Source organism: Shewanella sp. SR43-8, from assembly GCF_014163775.1.
Classification (GTDB): domain Bacteria; phylum Pseudomonadota; class Gammaproteobacteria; order Enterobacterales; family Shewanellaceae; genus Shewanella; species Shewanella vesiculosa.
The window spans coordinates 105,772-119,766 of record NZ_JACJDX010000003.1; the positions used below are offsets into that span (position 1 = coordinate 105,772).

14 protein-coding genes are annotated in these 13,995 nt (G+C 42.1%); 10 read left to right on the forward strand and 4 right to left on the reverse strand.

Annotated features, from left to right (window positions below; translation table 11 throughout):
• The first annotated feature begins 31 nt into the window (after nt 1-31).
• From gluQRS to H5114_RS04655, 6 genes are all read left to right on the forward strand, one after another.
• On the forward strand, nt 32-943 hold the full coding sequence (gene gluQRS, locus H5114_RS04630) for a tRNA glutamyl-Q(34) synthetase GluQRS (protein ID WP_404948340.1): 912 nt from the start codon (nt 32-34) through the stop codon (nt 941-943).
• A 240-nt stretch (nt 944-1,183) separates the two neighbouring features.
• Nucleotides 1,184-2,485, forward strand: coding sequence for a polynucleotide adenylyltransferase PcnB (gene pcnB, locus H5114_RS04635; protein WP_182722431.1), 1,302 nt, complete (start codon nt 1,184-1,186; stop codon nt 2,483-2,485).
• Nucleotides 2,486-2,490: 5 nt separating this feature from the next.
• Nucleotides 2,491-2,976 carry a 2-amino-4-hydroxy-6-hydroxymethyldihydropteridine diphosphokinase gene (gene folK / locus H5114_RS04640; protein WP_182722336.1) on the forward strand — a complete coding sequence of 162 codons (486 nt, stop codon included), beginning with the start codon at nt 2,491-2,493 and terminating at the stop codon, nt 2,974-2,976.
• 68 nt (nt 2,977-3,044) lie between these two features.
• On the forward strand, nt 3,045-3,839 hold the full coding sequence (gene panB / locus H5114_RS04645; RefSeq protein WP_124018343.1) for a 3-methyl-2-oxobutanoate hydroxymethyltransferase: 795 nt from the start codon (nt 3,045-3,047) through the stop codon (nt 3,837-3,839).
• A gap of 78 nt (nt 3,840-3,917) precedes the next feature.
• Nucleotides 3,918-4,772, forward strand: coding sequence for a pantoate--beta-alanine ligase (panC, locus tag H5114_RS04650; RefSeq protein ID WP_124018342.1), 855 nt, complete (start codon nt 3,918-3,920; stop codon nt 4,770-4,772).
• A gap of 514 nt (nt 4,773-5,286) precedes the next feature.
• Nucleotides 5,287-5,805: a DUF4124 domain-containing protein gene (locus H5114_RS04655; RefSeq protein ID WP_182696691.1), complete on the forward strand. Its 519-nt coding sequence runs from the start codon at nt 5,287-5,289 to the stop codon at nt 5,803-5,805.
• Between the two features lie 54 nt (nt 5,806-5,859).
• On the opposite strand, the gene H5114_RS04660 is transcribed toward H5114_RS04655, so the two are convergent.
• Nucleotides 5,860-6,057 (reverse strand): YheV family putative zinc ribbon protein, encoded by a 198-nt coding sequence (locus tag H5114_RS04660; RefSeq protein ID WP_165870192.1) that lies wholly within the window; start codon nt 6,055-6,057, stop codon nt 5,860-5,862.
• 175 nt (nt 6,058-6,232) lie between these two features.
• On the opposite strand from H5114_RS04660, the gene H5114_RS04665 reads away from it, so the two are divergent.
• Complete coding sequence (locus H5114_RS04665; RefSeq protein ID WP_182696692.1) at nt 6,233-8,143, forward strand: ABC transporter ATP-binding protein; 1,911 nt, start codon at nt 6,233-6,235, stop codon at nt 8,141-8,143.
• Between the two features lie 72 nt (nt 8,144-8,215).
• The gene (locus H5114_RS04670; RefSeq protein WP_182722337.1) at nt 8,216-8,689 is read left to right on the forward strand and encodes a TIGR02444 family protein; all 474 of its coding nucleotides are present in this window, start codon (nt 8,216-8,218) and stop codon (nt 8,687-8,689) included.
• A 302-nt stretch (nt 8,690-8,991) separates the two neighbouring features.
• Here H5114_RS04670 and H5114_RS04675 read toward each other — a convergent pair whose 3' ends face one another.
• From H5114_RS04675 to H5114_RS04685, 3 genes are all read right to left on the reverse strand, one after another.
• Nucleotides 8,992-9,777 (reverse strand): sulfite exporter TauE/SafE family protein, encoded by a 786-nt coding sequence (locus H5114_RS04675; protein WP_182722338.1) that lies wholly within the window; start codon nt 9,775-9,777, stop codon nt 8,992-8,994.
• Nucleotides 9,778-10,417: 640 nt separating this feature from the next.
• Entirely contained in the window at nt 10,418-12,007 is a 1,590-nt protein-coding gene (locus H5114_RS04680) for a GMC family oxidoreductase (protein ID WP_124018334.1), read from the reverse strand.
• Between the two features lie 24 nt (nt 12,008-12,031).
• A complete protein-coding gene (locus H5114_RS04685; protein ID WP_124018333.1) occupies nt 12,032-12,544 on the reverse strand; it encodes a TAT leader-containing periplasmic protein in 513 nt (170 codons plus the stop codon).
• Between the two features lie 112 nt (nt 12,545-12,656).
• Between H5114_RS04685 and H5114_RS04690 the strand changes: the two genes are divergently transcribed.
• A complete protein-coding gene (locus H5114_RS04690) occupies nt 12,657-13,670 on the forward strand; it encodes a hydrolase (protein WP_182722339.1) in 1,014 nt (337 codons plus the stop codon).
• A 12-nt stretch (nt 13,671-13,682) separates the two neighbouring features.
• Nucleotides 13,683-13,931 carry a YheU family protein gene (locus H5114_RS04695; protein WP_124018331.1) on the forward strand — a complete coding sequence of 83 codons (249 nt, stop codon included), beginning with the start codon at nt 13,683-13,685 and terminating at the stop codon, nt 13,929-13,931.
• Nucleotides 13,932-13,995: the final 64 nt, after the last annotated feature.

The window sequence follows — 13,995 nt, forward strand, 5'->3', positions numbered from 1 at the left end:
TGTCACTTTGACAGAAGATAATGGCACAGCGATGTTAATTAAGACTACGCTACAAAATAACATGATTACCCCATCGTATATTGGCCGTTTTGCGCCATCCCCGTCAGGCTCACTGCATTTTGGTTCACTCATTGCGGCATTAGGCAGTTATCTGCGTGCGCACAGTCTTAAAGGCCAATGGCTGGTCCGCATAGAAGATATCGATCCTCCTAGAGAAGTACCCGGTGCCAGCGACAATATCCTCCGCACACTTGATGCCTATGGCTTACATTGGCATGGTAGCGTGCTATATCAGCATCAACGACATCAAGTATATCAAGATCAGATTGATGCGCTTATCGAAAGTGATGCGGGTTATTATTGCCAATGCACACGTAAAATTATTCAAACCAGTGGCGGAGTGTACGATGGCCGATGCGGACAACTGACACCACGGCTGACCCAAGGTGCAATTCGGATTCGTAACCAAGTTAAAATGGACCACTTTGTTGATCAACTGCAAGGTCATGTGATGGTTGATAAAGCCTTCGCTGATGAAGACTTTATCATTAAACGTAGCGATGGTTTGTTCGCATACCAGCTCGCCGTGGTGCTTGATGATGCTTATCAAGGTATTACTGAAGTGGTTAGGGGCTGTGATTTACTTGAAGCAAGTTGCCGCCAAATAAGCTTGTTTACTCAATTGAATTTTGCGTCACCTGATTGGTTACATTTACCTTTAGTCTGCACACAAAAAGGCTTTAAATTATCAAAGCAGAATCATGCCTCTGCCATCGATATCGTTCACCCTCAAGCCAGTATCAACGCCGCGCTGACATTTTTAGGTCAACAAACAGTGGATATTGATGCAGTTGATGTGATGCTTAAGCAGGCAGTAGCACAATTTGATCTCAGTACGATTCCTGCACAAAAAGAAATTATCATATCGACTAGAAACGACTAGGTATCATCATTACCATGACGAGTTATTGCATTAAGCCCTTTTTAGCGCCACTGTACGTATACTCATTCAGTCACATTTAATGTATTATACCCGCCAGATTTTTAATCAAATTATTCTAGCATCCCGAGGTGTATTATTTTTCGCCGTATTAGCCAATTCTGTAAACAGCTATTTGAAAACAACAAAGTAGCTCCAGTCCTTGAAGAGCCAATTCAAGAAGATGGCTTACGTCTGGATATTATCTCCAGAGATGGTCACTCAATTTCACGTCGCCAAATTAGTGAAAATGCACTTAAAGTACTTTATCGTCTGAATAAATCGGGCTACAAAGCCTATTTAGTCGGCGGTGGTGTTCGCGATATTCTGCTTGGCATAGAACCAAAAGACTTTGATGTAGCGACGAATGCTACCCCAGATGATATTAAAAAGTTATTTCGCAACTGTCGTTTAGTTGGCCGTCGCTTTAGACTGGCACATATCGTTTTTGGTCGTGATGTCATTGAGGTTGCCACGTTCCGCGGTCACCACAGTGAAAGCAATGACAAAGTATCGAAATCAAACGCTGAAGGTCGTTTATTACGTGATAACGTTTATGGTGAGATAGATGAAGATGCTGAACGTCGTGACTTCACTATCAATGCACTCTACTACGACATTAGCGACTACTCTATTCGCAGTTATGGCGGTGGAATAAACGATCTTAATGCACGCAAGATAAAACTTATCGGCGATCCAGATACCCGTTACCGTGAAGATCCGGTGCGCATGCTTCGAGCCGTTCGTTTTGCGACTAAACTTGATATGCAAATCGACGCCGTTACCGCCGATCCTATCAAAGCACTCGCACCACTATTAGGTGATATTCCCGCGGCGCGCATGTATGAAGAAGTATTGAAATTATTCTTTGCCGGTAAAGCCGAAGCGAATTACCACATGATGCAAGATTTTGGTTTATTTGCTCCGCTGTTCCCACAAGTGAGTGCCCTTATTGAAGAGTCGCCTAAAGGTCATACAGCTAAAATGCTGCAAACCGTTATGCGTAATACTGACCTACGAGTCAGTGAAGATAAAACCGTCACGCCAGCATTTTTCTTTGCCGCAATATTATGGTACCCAGTTAAACAACGCGCTGATGATATCGCGATTGAAAGTGGCCTAACGCATTACGATGCCTATGTTGCAGCTATGGGTGATGTGCTTGAAAAACAGTGTTTAACCATTAGCTTACCACGTCGTTTTAGTACTCCAGCACGCGACATTTGGCAACTACAACTGCGCTTAGAACGTGGTCAAGGCACCCGTGCCTTTAAACTGCTAGAGCACCCGAAATTTAGAGCCGCTTATGATTTGCTGCTACTGCGCGGTGAAGTTGAAGCGGGTAATACCGCCAAGATAGCGGATTGGTGGCAAGCGTTTGTTGAAGCCGATGAAACTGACCGCAGTGATATCGCCAAAAGCATCAAAGGCAGTAATACTCGCAATCGCAATGCACCACAGCGCAAGCGTCGTCGAAAACCCGCTGCCAAGCCTGCAGAAGAGTAACCACCATGGCGGTGCAAGTGTATGTCGCCTTGGGCGCAAATTTAGCAGAGCCGGTACAACAACTCGATGTAGCTGTAACGGCGCTCAACACATTAGCACTTAATAACACCTTGTCGGTGTCAGCTTATTACCGCTCTAAACCTATGGGCGATGTGATACAACCCGATTATGTCAATGCTGTAGCAGGGTTTCAAACCGAGCTATTGCCGATTGAATTGCTCGATGCTTTACAAGATATCGAGCAACAACAAGGACGTTTGCGTCTCGAACGCTGGGGACCTCGTACCTTAGATTTAGATTTGTTATTGTATGGTGCACAACACATAAACCAACCTCGTCTTTGCGTGCCTCACTACGGCATGAAACAACGTAGTTTTGTGTTAGTACCATTAGCAGACATTGCACCCACTTTGACACTGCCTTGTAACACAAGCCTTGAAAGTCTTATTAGTGTGACAATGCGTGATGAATTGCAAAAGCTTATCGATTAAAGTTGATATTAATGCACAGCACATTAAGCTCAGCTTTTAGTATTTCAATATTGTTTTAAGAGTCTACTATGTCAAAAGTCACCAGCTCTACCCTGATCAAGTTCAAACAAGAAGGTAAAAAGTTCACCGCATTAACAGCTTATGACGCTAGTTTTGCCAGCGCATTTGACAGCGAAGGTGTGGATGTACTTTTAGTGGGCGACTCACTCGGTATGGTACTTCAAGGCCATGACGACACCTTGCCCGTTACGACTGCCGATATTGCTTATCATACAGCTTGTGTTAAACGGGGGGTTTCGCGCGCATTACTGATCGCAGATATGCCATTTATGAGTTACGCCACCCCAGAACAAACCATGACTAACGCGGCAATTCTTATGCAAGCTGGTGCCAGCATGGTTAAATTAGAAGGCGGTCATTGGTTACTTGAAAGCGTAAAAATGTTAACAGAGCGTGGTATTCCAGTCTGTGCCCACTTAGGATTAACCCCACAATCGGTCAACGTATTTGGCGGCTTTAAAGTGCAAGGTCGTGATGCTGATAATGCCCAGCGTATTTTAGATGAAGCCAAAGCAATACAAGCAGCTGGTGCGCAATTATTAGTGGTTGAATGTATTCCGGCATCGCTTGCTAAAGCCATTACTGAAGCACTGACCATTCCGGTTATTGGGATTGGTGCTGGAGCAGACACTGACGGCCAAATCTTGGTAATGCATGATGTATTGGGCATTTCCAGTGGTTATATCCCACGTTTTTCTAAAAACTACCTCAAACAAACTGGCGAGATCCGCTCAGCAATCAAAGCTTATATTGATGAAGTCGCTAACGGTAGCTTCCCTGCCGAAGAGCATACATTTAACTAATGATTTAGTTGCTCCTTTAACGAGCCATTGAATGTACATCAATTAACGACATTGTTTTTATTAAGGTTTCAACAGAAAATGATCACCACTGCTGCTATTTCAACTATTCGCGAACATGTAAACGCTTGGCGTCGTAAAGGCGAAACCGTTGCCTTCGTGCCAACAATGGGTAACTTACACCAAGGCCACATCACCTTAGTGAACGAAGCTAAAAAGCGTGCAGATCATGTTGTGGTATCTATTTTTGTTAATCCAATGCAGTTTAGCGCTAACGAAGACTTGGACGGGTACCCACGTACATTAGAACAAGACAGCGATAAGCTGATGGCTGCCGGAACAGAAATATTATTTACCCCAACGCCCGAGATAATCTATCCCAACGGTTTAGCACAACAAACATTTGTTGAAGTACCCGACATTGGCGATCAACTGTGTGGCGCAAGCCGTCCTGGACATTTTCGTGGCGTGGCAACCATAGTGACCAAACTGTTTAATATTGTCCAACCAGATATCGCCTTATTCGGTCGTAAAGATTTTCAACAATTAATGATTATTAAAACCATGGTGAGTGACTTATCCATGCCGATTGAAGTGATTGGTGTTGACACTATTCGTGAAGCATCAGGACTGGCAATGAGTTCTCGAAACGGCTATTTAACTGCAGAAGAAAAACACTCAGCTGCAGCGTTAAAACAAGCATTAGATACTATTGTTGAAGCCATTAAACACGGCGAATCAACAGAAGTAGCGATTGTAACAGCCAAAAAGCAGCTAACTAATGCCGGCTTTACCCCAGATTACCTCGAAGTGAGAAATGCCAAGACGTTACGTCAAGCAACAGCAACAGACACTGACTTAGTGGTTATTGCTGCCGCTTATTTAGGTAAAGCTCGCTTAATTGATAACGTGTCATTCTCACGTAACTTAAGCTAACTAAATAGCTAATCATCACCAAAGAAAACATTCCGTTTTCGGTTTAAGTACATCAAATAACAGTAAAGATGGTTTTTTATTCAAATTTCGATTGTCAAAAAACTGGTTTTATCGATAAACTTGGGCCATATTTAACCGATAACATGATGTTATCGGTATGAATGTGGCTATATTATCAGCCAGCATAACAACTATGTATGAAATTTCTGCTGCTTATTGTGGTTTATTTGTTACTAATTTTGCGTGTAGCTTAATCTAAAAACATGCTAATATTCTTAACGTTATAGACAAATAACACAAATAAAACCAACACGAGGGTAACAAAAGCAAGTGGCTTGGTAAGAGGCAAAAATACAATGACACTGGTAGTACATTTACAATAAATGCCACTACCATTGGCAGCTAGACAAGGTAGTCGGTTGTTAAATTGAATTAATGTCGAAAACTCTCGCATAGAAAACGTAACCAACTGATATCAAATCATAATTGTGATGACAAAAGGATGTGTGGCCGCATGGCAAAAAGACTGCTATTTATCATACTCGCCATGAGCGCATTTACCGCTCAATCCAATACTATTTACAAATGTATGATGGATGACAAAGTCGTTTTCAGCCAAACCGTCTGCCCACAAGAGTATCGTCAGCACAAAATTGAATACCAATTAGGTATTACCACCGAAGTCGACTCCGACAAGCACGAATTGAAAGAAGACCCATTAAAAGCCCTGCTGAATAAACAAACTATTTCTAAAGAGAAGTTACTGCAACTCCTTGATGGTGAAATGTATCGTCTAAAGCAAGAAAACAGCTACTTTGAAATATTACGTGCTAGCGAAATACAAAAACTTGATCGCAAACGCTTTTGGCAAACTAAGCCTAAAGACGATCCAAGTTATGGCTTAGAATTACAAGAGATTAACGATCGCTTTGATGATCTTACTCAGAATAACGTCGATGTAATTAAGGTACTAAATCAGCATAAAATGAAGATAACCGCTGAAACACAACCAGATGAATACATGAGTAATTAACCTCAACGGCTGAAAAGTATTGAGGTTTGTTGTGAGTAAAATATTTAGTCAGGCTTAATCTGGTTTAAATACCCCTATCATGCTGCCATTCGTTTTTTGCGGCACTTTAATGTCCGTTTGCTGCTCACGATAATCACATTCAGTACATTCAACCGTTTCAATCCCATTTTCTTTAAACAATAAAATACTGTCTTTGGCACTGCATTTAGGACATTTAGCGCCTGCAACAAAACGTTTCTTAATTTTGGTCATGATTTACTCGACTTAGTGTTTATACAATGAGCTGTTGACTCAATAAGGCATTTATCAATTTATACGCCTATTTTGCCATGATTAGCCCACATGAGTCCCGTGATTGTGGGAAATAAATCGGATATGCGATATTATCTGCACCATTATTCTATTCTTAAGTATCAAGTTGTAATTAATGATCAACATAAGCCAAGCTCAGTTAATTCGCGGCAGTAAAACCTTACTCGATGAAACCTCACTGACAATTTATCCCGGACACAAGGTAGGCCTTGTCGGCGCCAATGGTACAGGTAAATCATCATTGCTTGCCTTAATTCTGGGTCATTTACATCTTGATAAAGGTGAATTTAGTTTCCCATCAGGTTGGCAAGTCGCCTCTGTTGCACAGGAAACACCAGCATTAGATGTGTCGGCATTAGAATACGTGCTTGATGGCGACACTGAATACCGTGATTTAGAGGCCCAACTAGAGAAAGCTCAAGCAGACAATAACGGTAACGCCATTGCGCTTATCCACGGCAAAATTGATGCTATTGGCGGCTATGCCATTAAAGCTCGAGCAGGGTCGTTATTAGCCGGCCTAGGCTTCAAAGATGCAGACCAAAGTAATCCGGTTAAAAGCTTCTCTGGTGGTTGGCGTATGCGTCTTAACCTAGCCCAAGCACTACTATGCCGCTCAGACTTATTGTTACTCGATGAGCCAACCAACCACTTAGACTTAGATACCATGTATTGGTTAGAAGGTTGGATTAAATCCTATCAGGGAACACTGATTTTGATCAGTCACGATCGAGACTTTATCGATGGGATTGTCGGTGAAATTGTTCATGTCGAGAATCACAAATTAAATTACTACAAGGGTAACTACTCTTCTTTTGAACGCGTACGCGCCGAACGTATGGCCCAGCAGCAAGTTGCCTTTGAACGTCAACAAAAAGAACGCTCACATATGCAGTCGTTTGTTGACCGTTTCCGCTATAAAGCCAGTAAAGCTAAACAAGCACAAAGTCGCTTAAAGGCGCTCGAACGGATGGCGGAGTTATTACCATCGCAAGTAGATAATCCATTTCAAATGGCCTTTAGAGAGCCCGAAGCGCTGCCTAATCCATTAGTGGTAATGGAAAATGTCTCTATTGGTTATGAAGATAATACGATTCTTAAACAGGTTGAGTTAAACCTTGTTCCTGGCGCGCGTATTGGTCTATTGGGGAGAAATGGTGCTGGTAAATCGACACTGATCAAACTGTTGTCTGGGCAGTTACAAGCTAAAACGGGCAAGTATCAACCTAACCCAGGATTGAATATTGGTTATTTTGCTCAGCATCAAGTTGAGTTTTTAACCCTTGATGATTCGCCAATGCAACACTTGATCAGACTGGCGCCAGCAGGCGCGCGCGAACAAGAATTACGTAACTTCTTAGGTGGATTTGGCTTTAATGGTGATATGGCCTTATCGCCAGTGCGACCATTTTCGGGCGGCGAAAAAGCGCGCCTGGTTTTAGCATTAGTCGTTTGGCAACGTCCAAACCTATTATTACTCGATGAGCCCACCAACCATTTAGATTTAGAGATGCGCCACGCGCTCACCATGGCATTACAATCATTTGAAGGCGCCATGGTAATTGTGTCACATGACCGTCACCTATTACGATTGAGTTGTAGTGACTATTATCTAGTTGATCAAGGTGTGGTAACACCTTTTGATGGCGACTTAGATGATTATCATCAATGGTTACTTGATGCCGCTAAATTAGCCCAAGCCAACAACAAATCAGAAACGCCCACCAGCGGCGATGCGGTTGATAAAAAGCAGCAAAAGAGAATGGAAGCTGAGCTGCGCCAAAAAGTATCACCACTGAAAAAACAACAAGTAAAGTTAGAAACCCAGCAACAGAAAATGAGTACCAGATTAGCTGAATTAGAAATTGAATTAGCCGATGGCAGCTTATACGAAGCCGAGAACAAAGCTAAAATGACTAACGTTCTCAACGAGCGAACCACACTGACTCAAGCCATGGATGAAAGCGAAATGCATTGGTTAGATATTCAAGAACAAATTGAGCTTATCGAGCAAGACTTCCAATAAGCGGTTAGTCTTGATTATTTTATTGGCATTTGTGCTGTTGATCCACACCACAAATGCCACAAGGAATACAGTATGTCGCAGCCTTTAAATCGCCAAAATTTTAGTCACACTATTTGGCATAATTGCGAGCAAAGTTATTCTATTAACCCTATATTTTACATAAATCTACAAGACAGTTATCACGTTAATATTAACATTTTATTATTGGCGCAATACCTCGATGAACAGTGTTATATGTTAACGCAGCAACATTGGGAAACATTGACTAAAGTCATAGAGCAATGGGAAGCAAGTGTACTTCAGCCTTACCGAGGCTTACGCCGGATCGCCAAAGCCCATTTAAACAGCGACGAATATCAGAAAATGCTCGAAGTAGAGTTAATTATGGAACGTAAATCTCAGTACATGTTATTACATAAATTGAATTTACTGGATGGTAAAATCATCGATGCTGATGATTGTGATAACCCAGAACCGACAAACACACAACACTATCTTAGTTTATTTGGCTTAGATAAAAGCGTTATGGCTGAGTTAACCTCGTAGGTTCTTATTCACTGGTAATAGATGTAACTTAATTCCTTCTCCAGACCCCCAAGCTATACTATCAAGCGTCAAATAGATCATAGCGCATATTTGGGCCTAAAAATAACCGCCTCCAATGGCTTCAACGCTTGCACGCTTGTAAGCCAACGTCTTACTTTATATTGGCTTGATTTTGCTCTTTCACTCGCGAACTTGTTGTCATCAATTGGACGATAAGCTCTTCGCCAACTCAGAAAGGTTCCTCTATTTATTCAACCAGGCCACGCAGCAGCCGTTTAGCAAAATGGTTATGTTCTGGATACTTAAACACTGTCTAAACCGGCATAAATATCAAAAAAGAAATAGGCTGTAGTGGCAATACTCGCCACAATAACAAACTGTCTGACATGCTTTTGCGGGAGTTTGCGTGACACATTTGCCGCAACATAGCCACCGACGATAGTGCCACATAACACAATAGAGCCTTCGTACCAGGCTATGACATCATTAAAAATGAACAGTACGATAGCGATGAGTGAGATTGTCGATGAGATTAATAGCTTTAACCCATTCATAGCATTGATATTAGTGTGACCAGATAATGCTAAATAGCTCAGTGAAATGATGCCTAGTCCAGCGTTGAAGAAACCGCCATAGATCGATACACCTAAGAGTATTATGGCTAATAAAACTCCGCCTATGGATGATGCATGCCGGTGATGGGATACCATTTTTTTTAACCAAAAATTAATTGCCCCACCAAAAATAAACAGTACGGTAGCAAATAGAAGTAACCAGGGAATGGCCTCTCGAAACACTGCTTCAGGTATTTTTAGCAATAGCCATGCACCAGTAATCCCGCCCATTAAGCTGATTGTTACGATTAGGAGCAGTTCATCTTTATGAGCAGAAATCTCCTTTCGAAAGGCATAAGTACCACTCATATAACCAGCACATGATGCAAAAGTATTTGTTGCATTGGCTATAATGGGAGGTATACCAACAAACATAAGCGCGGGAAAGGTAATAAAGCTTCCTCCGCCTGCAATTGAATTAAGAACACCGCCAAAAACACCTGCGAAGAAGAGAAAAAACATTTCAAATAACATACTTAATAACAATCCCTTGAGCATTAAATTGGCTAGACGATAACACATTTTCATTGAGTCAAATAGATACTAAGATAAGCCTTGAGAAGGCTCGACTCTTCATCGAAACGAACAAGCTTTGCAGCAAACACAAGTTAGGGTTCTTAACGTTAAAATGTATAAACTCAACTCAGAGCTTAAGGCCGTTGAAAAATAACATCAACGACCAATAAGCATTCAAGGGAAACGCCCCCCCTTGAAAACGTTAGCACTTTCATTGTGGAATAAAATAAGCTGAAGCTGATTTTTAAGCGAGGTTAAACCCTAGATTAATTTCCATCGTAATCTTGTTGAAGTGAATGTGATTAGCTTGGAAATAACACGGTATTACCGACATCATTAAGCCAACTGAAAGGCAAAATCGCCAAAATTTTTAACTAATAGTGTCGATGACAGTAAAAAACCATCAATTTAGCAAGGCAAAGGCTCTGAGCCTACTATCCTATCGACGAGTAATTCGGATTTTTTATTGGCATCTTTTAAGCACTCGATATGACATCGATTGATAAACTTTATCAAGTCAAATGTTCAAGCTGACTCTTATGCAACCGCAAACCATCAATGTAAAAGACTCCTATCAGCGATATAGGAGCCAGTTCAGTTAACTCGTTTGAGTCAGCTTTTGGGCTAATGCTGTCGCATTTCGGGCGACAAGGCCATAAATAGACAATTGAGGATTAGCCCCCAAACTGGTTGGAAATACCGAACCATCCATCACAGATAAGTTTTCCAGGTAATGTGAATTACCAAATGTATCAACCATTGACAGCGTTTTATCTTCACCCATAGCACAGCCGCCCATAACATGAGCCGACGCAACGATGGTTTTTAGTAAGCCTAAATCGACATCATTGATAGCCTGCTTTGCTTCACTCCATGAGTTTAAAAATGACAAGCCATCGTGCATTGGTAATACTTTTTTAGCACCTGCAGCAAATTGTAATTCAGCCATCGACAAAAATGCTCGACGAGCCCCATCCCAGAAACCTTGGCCTAAAGGATAATCTAATGCAAAGCTGTTATCAGTTAACCGAACCTGACCACCAGGACATTGCTGATTGAAACCATCACGTATAAGCGCAATAGTCACCTGCATTTGGTTAAAGTTAGCCATTAACTGGGCATGACTAACGCCATAACCAATAGTTTTTGACGCGATTAATACCGGATGAACAGGGGCAACTTCAAGTTTATAACCTAGCTCTCCAGCAGCGCCATCATGCCAGACAAATTCATCGGAATAGATAGATTGTGGCGCTCCACTGTGGCCATTAATTTGCTCATCAAATATCCCGCCTGACAACAATGAAGGGTGTAAGAAGGTTTTGCCTAATTGTTTGTGCGGATCAGGGGTATTAGAACGCATTAAAATAGTCGGGGTATGAATCGCACCGGCACTTAAAATATAATGCCTGGCACTGAAAGTGATGTTCACCGACGTGGGCTTTAAGCCTTGCGTTAAAGCCTGCGCGGTTAAGCCGACAACTTTATCACCTTTATGCTCAAGCTTAATCACTCTGGCGCGTGAAATTAGCGTAGCGCCTTTATCAAGCGCTGCGGGTATGGTGGTAACCAACATTGATTGCTTAGCATTAACAGGACAACCCATACCGCAATAACCAGTATTCCAACAGCCTTTAACATTACGTTTGATGACGGTGTAATCCCAACCTAATTTTTCGCAACCTTCGCGTAATGCACCGTTATTACGGTTAGGTTCATATTGCCATTGTTCAATATTGAGGCGTTTTTCCATTAACTCAAACCACGGCAGTAACACTTGCGAAGATAACCCTTTGACCGACTTTTCTTGTTCCCAAAAAGCCAATGTTTGTTCCGGCGTTCTAATCGCTGTAGTCCAATTGACTGTGGTTGAACCACCTACTGCACGACCTTGGAATATACCTATGCCTTTATCTGCCGTTTTCATCGCAGCAGCCTGCTGGTATAGATTAGGATAAGCGTGGCGCTCTTCCATATCAAAGTCTGTCGATGATTTGAGCGCACCGCCTTCAATCATAATCACTTTTAAGCCAGCTTCTGTGAGTATTTCTGCTGCAGTACCGCCACCCGCACCGGTACCCACAATAACCACATCCGCGTCAAAGTGACGATCAATCTCTAAGGTGCTCGCATCGATATGATGCCAACCCGCGCTTAAACCAGTAATAATAGGATCAATAATGGCCAAGGTAATACTCCCTATACAGTAGGATTAATGCGCGTTAGGCACCAAGAAAGTGGGTTTTACATAACGTAAATTTCCCCAATGCTCTGGACAGGCGTAATAGCTTGCCATAATCAATTCACGTAATCCGCCATAAGCGGTGGTTAACATGTCTAAATAGTTATGACGCCAAAACTCTAGCATGTCGATCAATTGCTGAGGTTCTCGCATTAACAGCGGCGTCATACTGCCACTGAGTAGCAACAACCCTAAACGACCTTCGAGTAAATTTAATAACTCCATCAACTCTTGCTGCTGTTCAACAGGCAGGTGGGTAATTGATTGTGAGATAGCATCCAGAGTGCGATTAATAGCAAGCTCTCTCTGACTAGGAACCTCAGGTAATGCGCCATCTAGGAATACCGGGATCAACACACCAAATAATACGCGGTGATGAATATCCTCCGAAGAAGTTGTGATGTTTGGCAAATATAAATTAACGCCTAATGCTAATGCAGCCGTTCCAGCAAAAGCACCAGTGAGAAAGGTACGCCGCTTCATTTACTTCCCCTTGAGTTTATTGTTGTCTATATTTTTTATGTGGTAGAGTGGCATGAGTAACATTTAAACATACGTTTAAATTTTCACAAACAATTACAGAAATATTCCGTCTATGAAAACCTTGTTCACTCCGCCCTGGTGGGCTGCTAGCCCGCATGTGCAAACGATTCTACCATTCCTATTTAAAGTGGCCAAACCAATAACATTTCGGCAAAGGCAAGAGCTACCTGACGGCGATTTTGTCGACTTAGATTGGTTAGGACAGGCCCAGAATGGCCAGCCTATCTTAGTAATTATTCATGGTCTTGAAGGTAACACAGAATCTCACTATGTACGCAGAATGCTGATTGAAGCCAAAAAAGCCAAGCTGGCAGCTGTTGTCCATCATCATCGCGGCTGTTCAGGTGAGCCTAATCGCTTAGCTCGCAGTTATCATAGCGGCGATGTTAACGACTTAGCCTATACCCTAGGGCAACTCAAACACTATTATCCGGACTCACCGCTTTATGCTGTAGGTTACAGCTTGGGCGGTAATGTATTGGCAAAATATCAAGGTAGTACTCAGCAAAATAGCTTACTCGAACGTGCTGTAGTGGTATCAGCACCGTTAACGTTAGGAGCTTGTGCCAAACGCTTGGAGAGTGGCTTTTCAACTCTCTATCAACGTTTTTTGATTAAACGTTTACAGCAAAAAATGCTCGATAAAATTAATACTACAGATTTAACCGAACAAATGCCGATCACAAAAGAGCAGCTCAAAATGCTCAACACCTTTTATTTATTTGACGATAAAGTGACAGCACCATTACACGGTTTTACTGACGTTAATGACTACTATCAGCAAGCTAGCGGCCTAGGTTATTTACAGTATATAACTAAGCCCACACTGGTTATCCACGCTCAAGACGACCCTTTTATGACCGCTGAAGTGATCCCGACCCAAGATCAATTATCGCCAATGGTTGAATACGAGTTACATGAGTTTGGTGGTCATGTGGGATTTATTGCCGGCGGCTGGCCTTGGAAGCCACATTTTTATCTTGAGCAACGTATCATCGCGTTTATTTTCTCTGAAGAACATACGCTAACCGAGCCAGACGGATCATCTTCTTCACTAAGTCATTAATAGGAATACACCATGCTTGTGCCTTATGAAGCGTTACTCTCATTACCTCAAGAAGTACTTCAACGTATGATAAAAGAGTATCTATTATCACAACTTGAAGATGGCAGCTTTAGTGACGCCAACGAGCAACAATTAACCAGAGCAATAGAGCAATGTAAGCTTGCGCTCAAAAAAGGCGAGTTAGTGGTTGAATTCAGTGAAGATGATGAGTCTATTGCCATTCGGCAACGGGAACACATTTCACGTCCGTCTTTCGACTAGATACAATACAAAAACACTGATTTTGCGACAAAATGATCACATTGTTACCCTTGAATAATTGACC

Excerpts from the sequence above, each read along its gene's own strand:
- gluQRS (WP_404948340.1), top strand. The coding sequence starts at position 32 with ATGTTAATTAAGACTACGCTACAAAATAACATGATTACCCCATCGTAT.
- folK (WP_182722336.1), top strand. The coding sequence starts at position 2,491 with ATGGCGGTGCAAGTGTATGTCGCCTTGGGCGCAAATTTAGCAGAGCCG.
- panB (WP_124018343.1), top strand. The coding sequence starts at position 3,045 with ATGTCAAAAGTCACCAGCTCTACCCTGATCAAGTTCAAACAAGAAGGT.
- panC (WP_124018342.1), top strand. The coding sequence starts at position 3,918 with ATGATCACCACTGCTGCTATTTCAACTATTCGCGAACATGTAAACGCT.
- H5114_RS04655 (WP_182696691.1), top strand. The coding sequence starts at position 5,287 with ATGGCAAAAAGACTGCTATTTATCATACTCGCCATGAGCGCATTTACC.
- H5114_RS04660 (WP_165870192.1), bottom strand. The coding sequence starts at position 6,057 with ATGACCAAAATTAAGAAACGTTTTGTTGCAGGCGCTAAATGTCCTAAA.
- H5114_RS04665 (WP_182696692.1), top strand. The coding sequence starts at position 6,233 with ATGATCAACATAAGCCAAGCTCAGTTAATTCGCGGCAGTAAAACCTTA.
- H5114_RS04670 (WP_182722337.1), top strand. The coding sequence starts at position 8,216 with ATGTCGCAGCCTTTAAATCGCCAAAATTTTAGTCACACTATTTGGCAT.
- H5114_RS04675 (WP_182722338.1), bottom strand. The coding sequence starts at position 9,777 with ATGTTATTTGAAATGTTTTTTCTCTTCTTCGCAGGTGTTTTTGGCGGT.
- H5114_RS04685 (WP_124018333.1), bottom strand. The coding sequence starts at position 12,544 with ATGAAGCGGCGTACCTTTCTCACTGGTGCTTTTGCTGGAACGGCTGCA.
- H5114_RS04690 (WP_182722339.1), top strand. The coding sequence starts at position 12,657 with ATGAAAACCTTGTTCACTCCGCCCTGGTGGGCTGCTAGCCCGCATGTG.
- H5114_RS04695 (WP_124018331.1), top strand. The coding sequence starts at position 13,683 with ATGCTTGTGCCTTATGAAGCGTTACTCTCATTACCTCAAGAAGTACTT.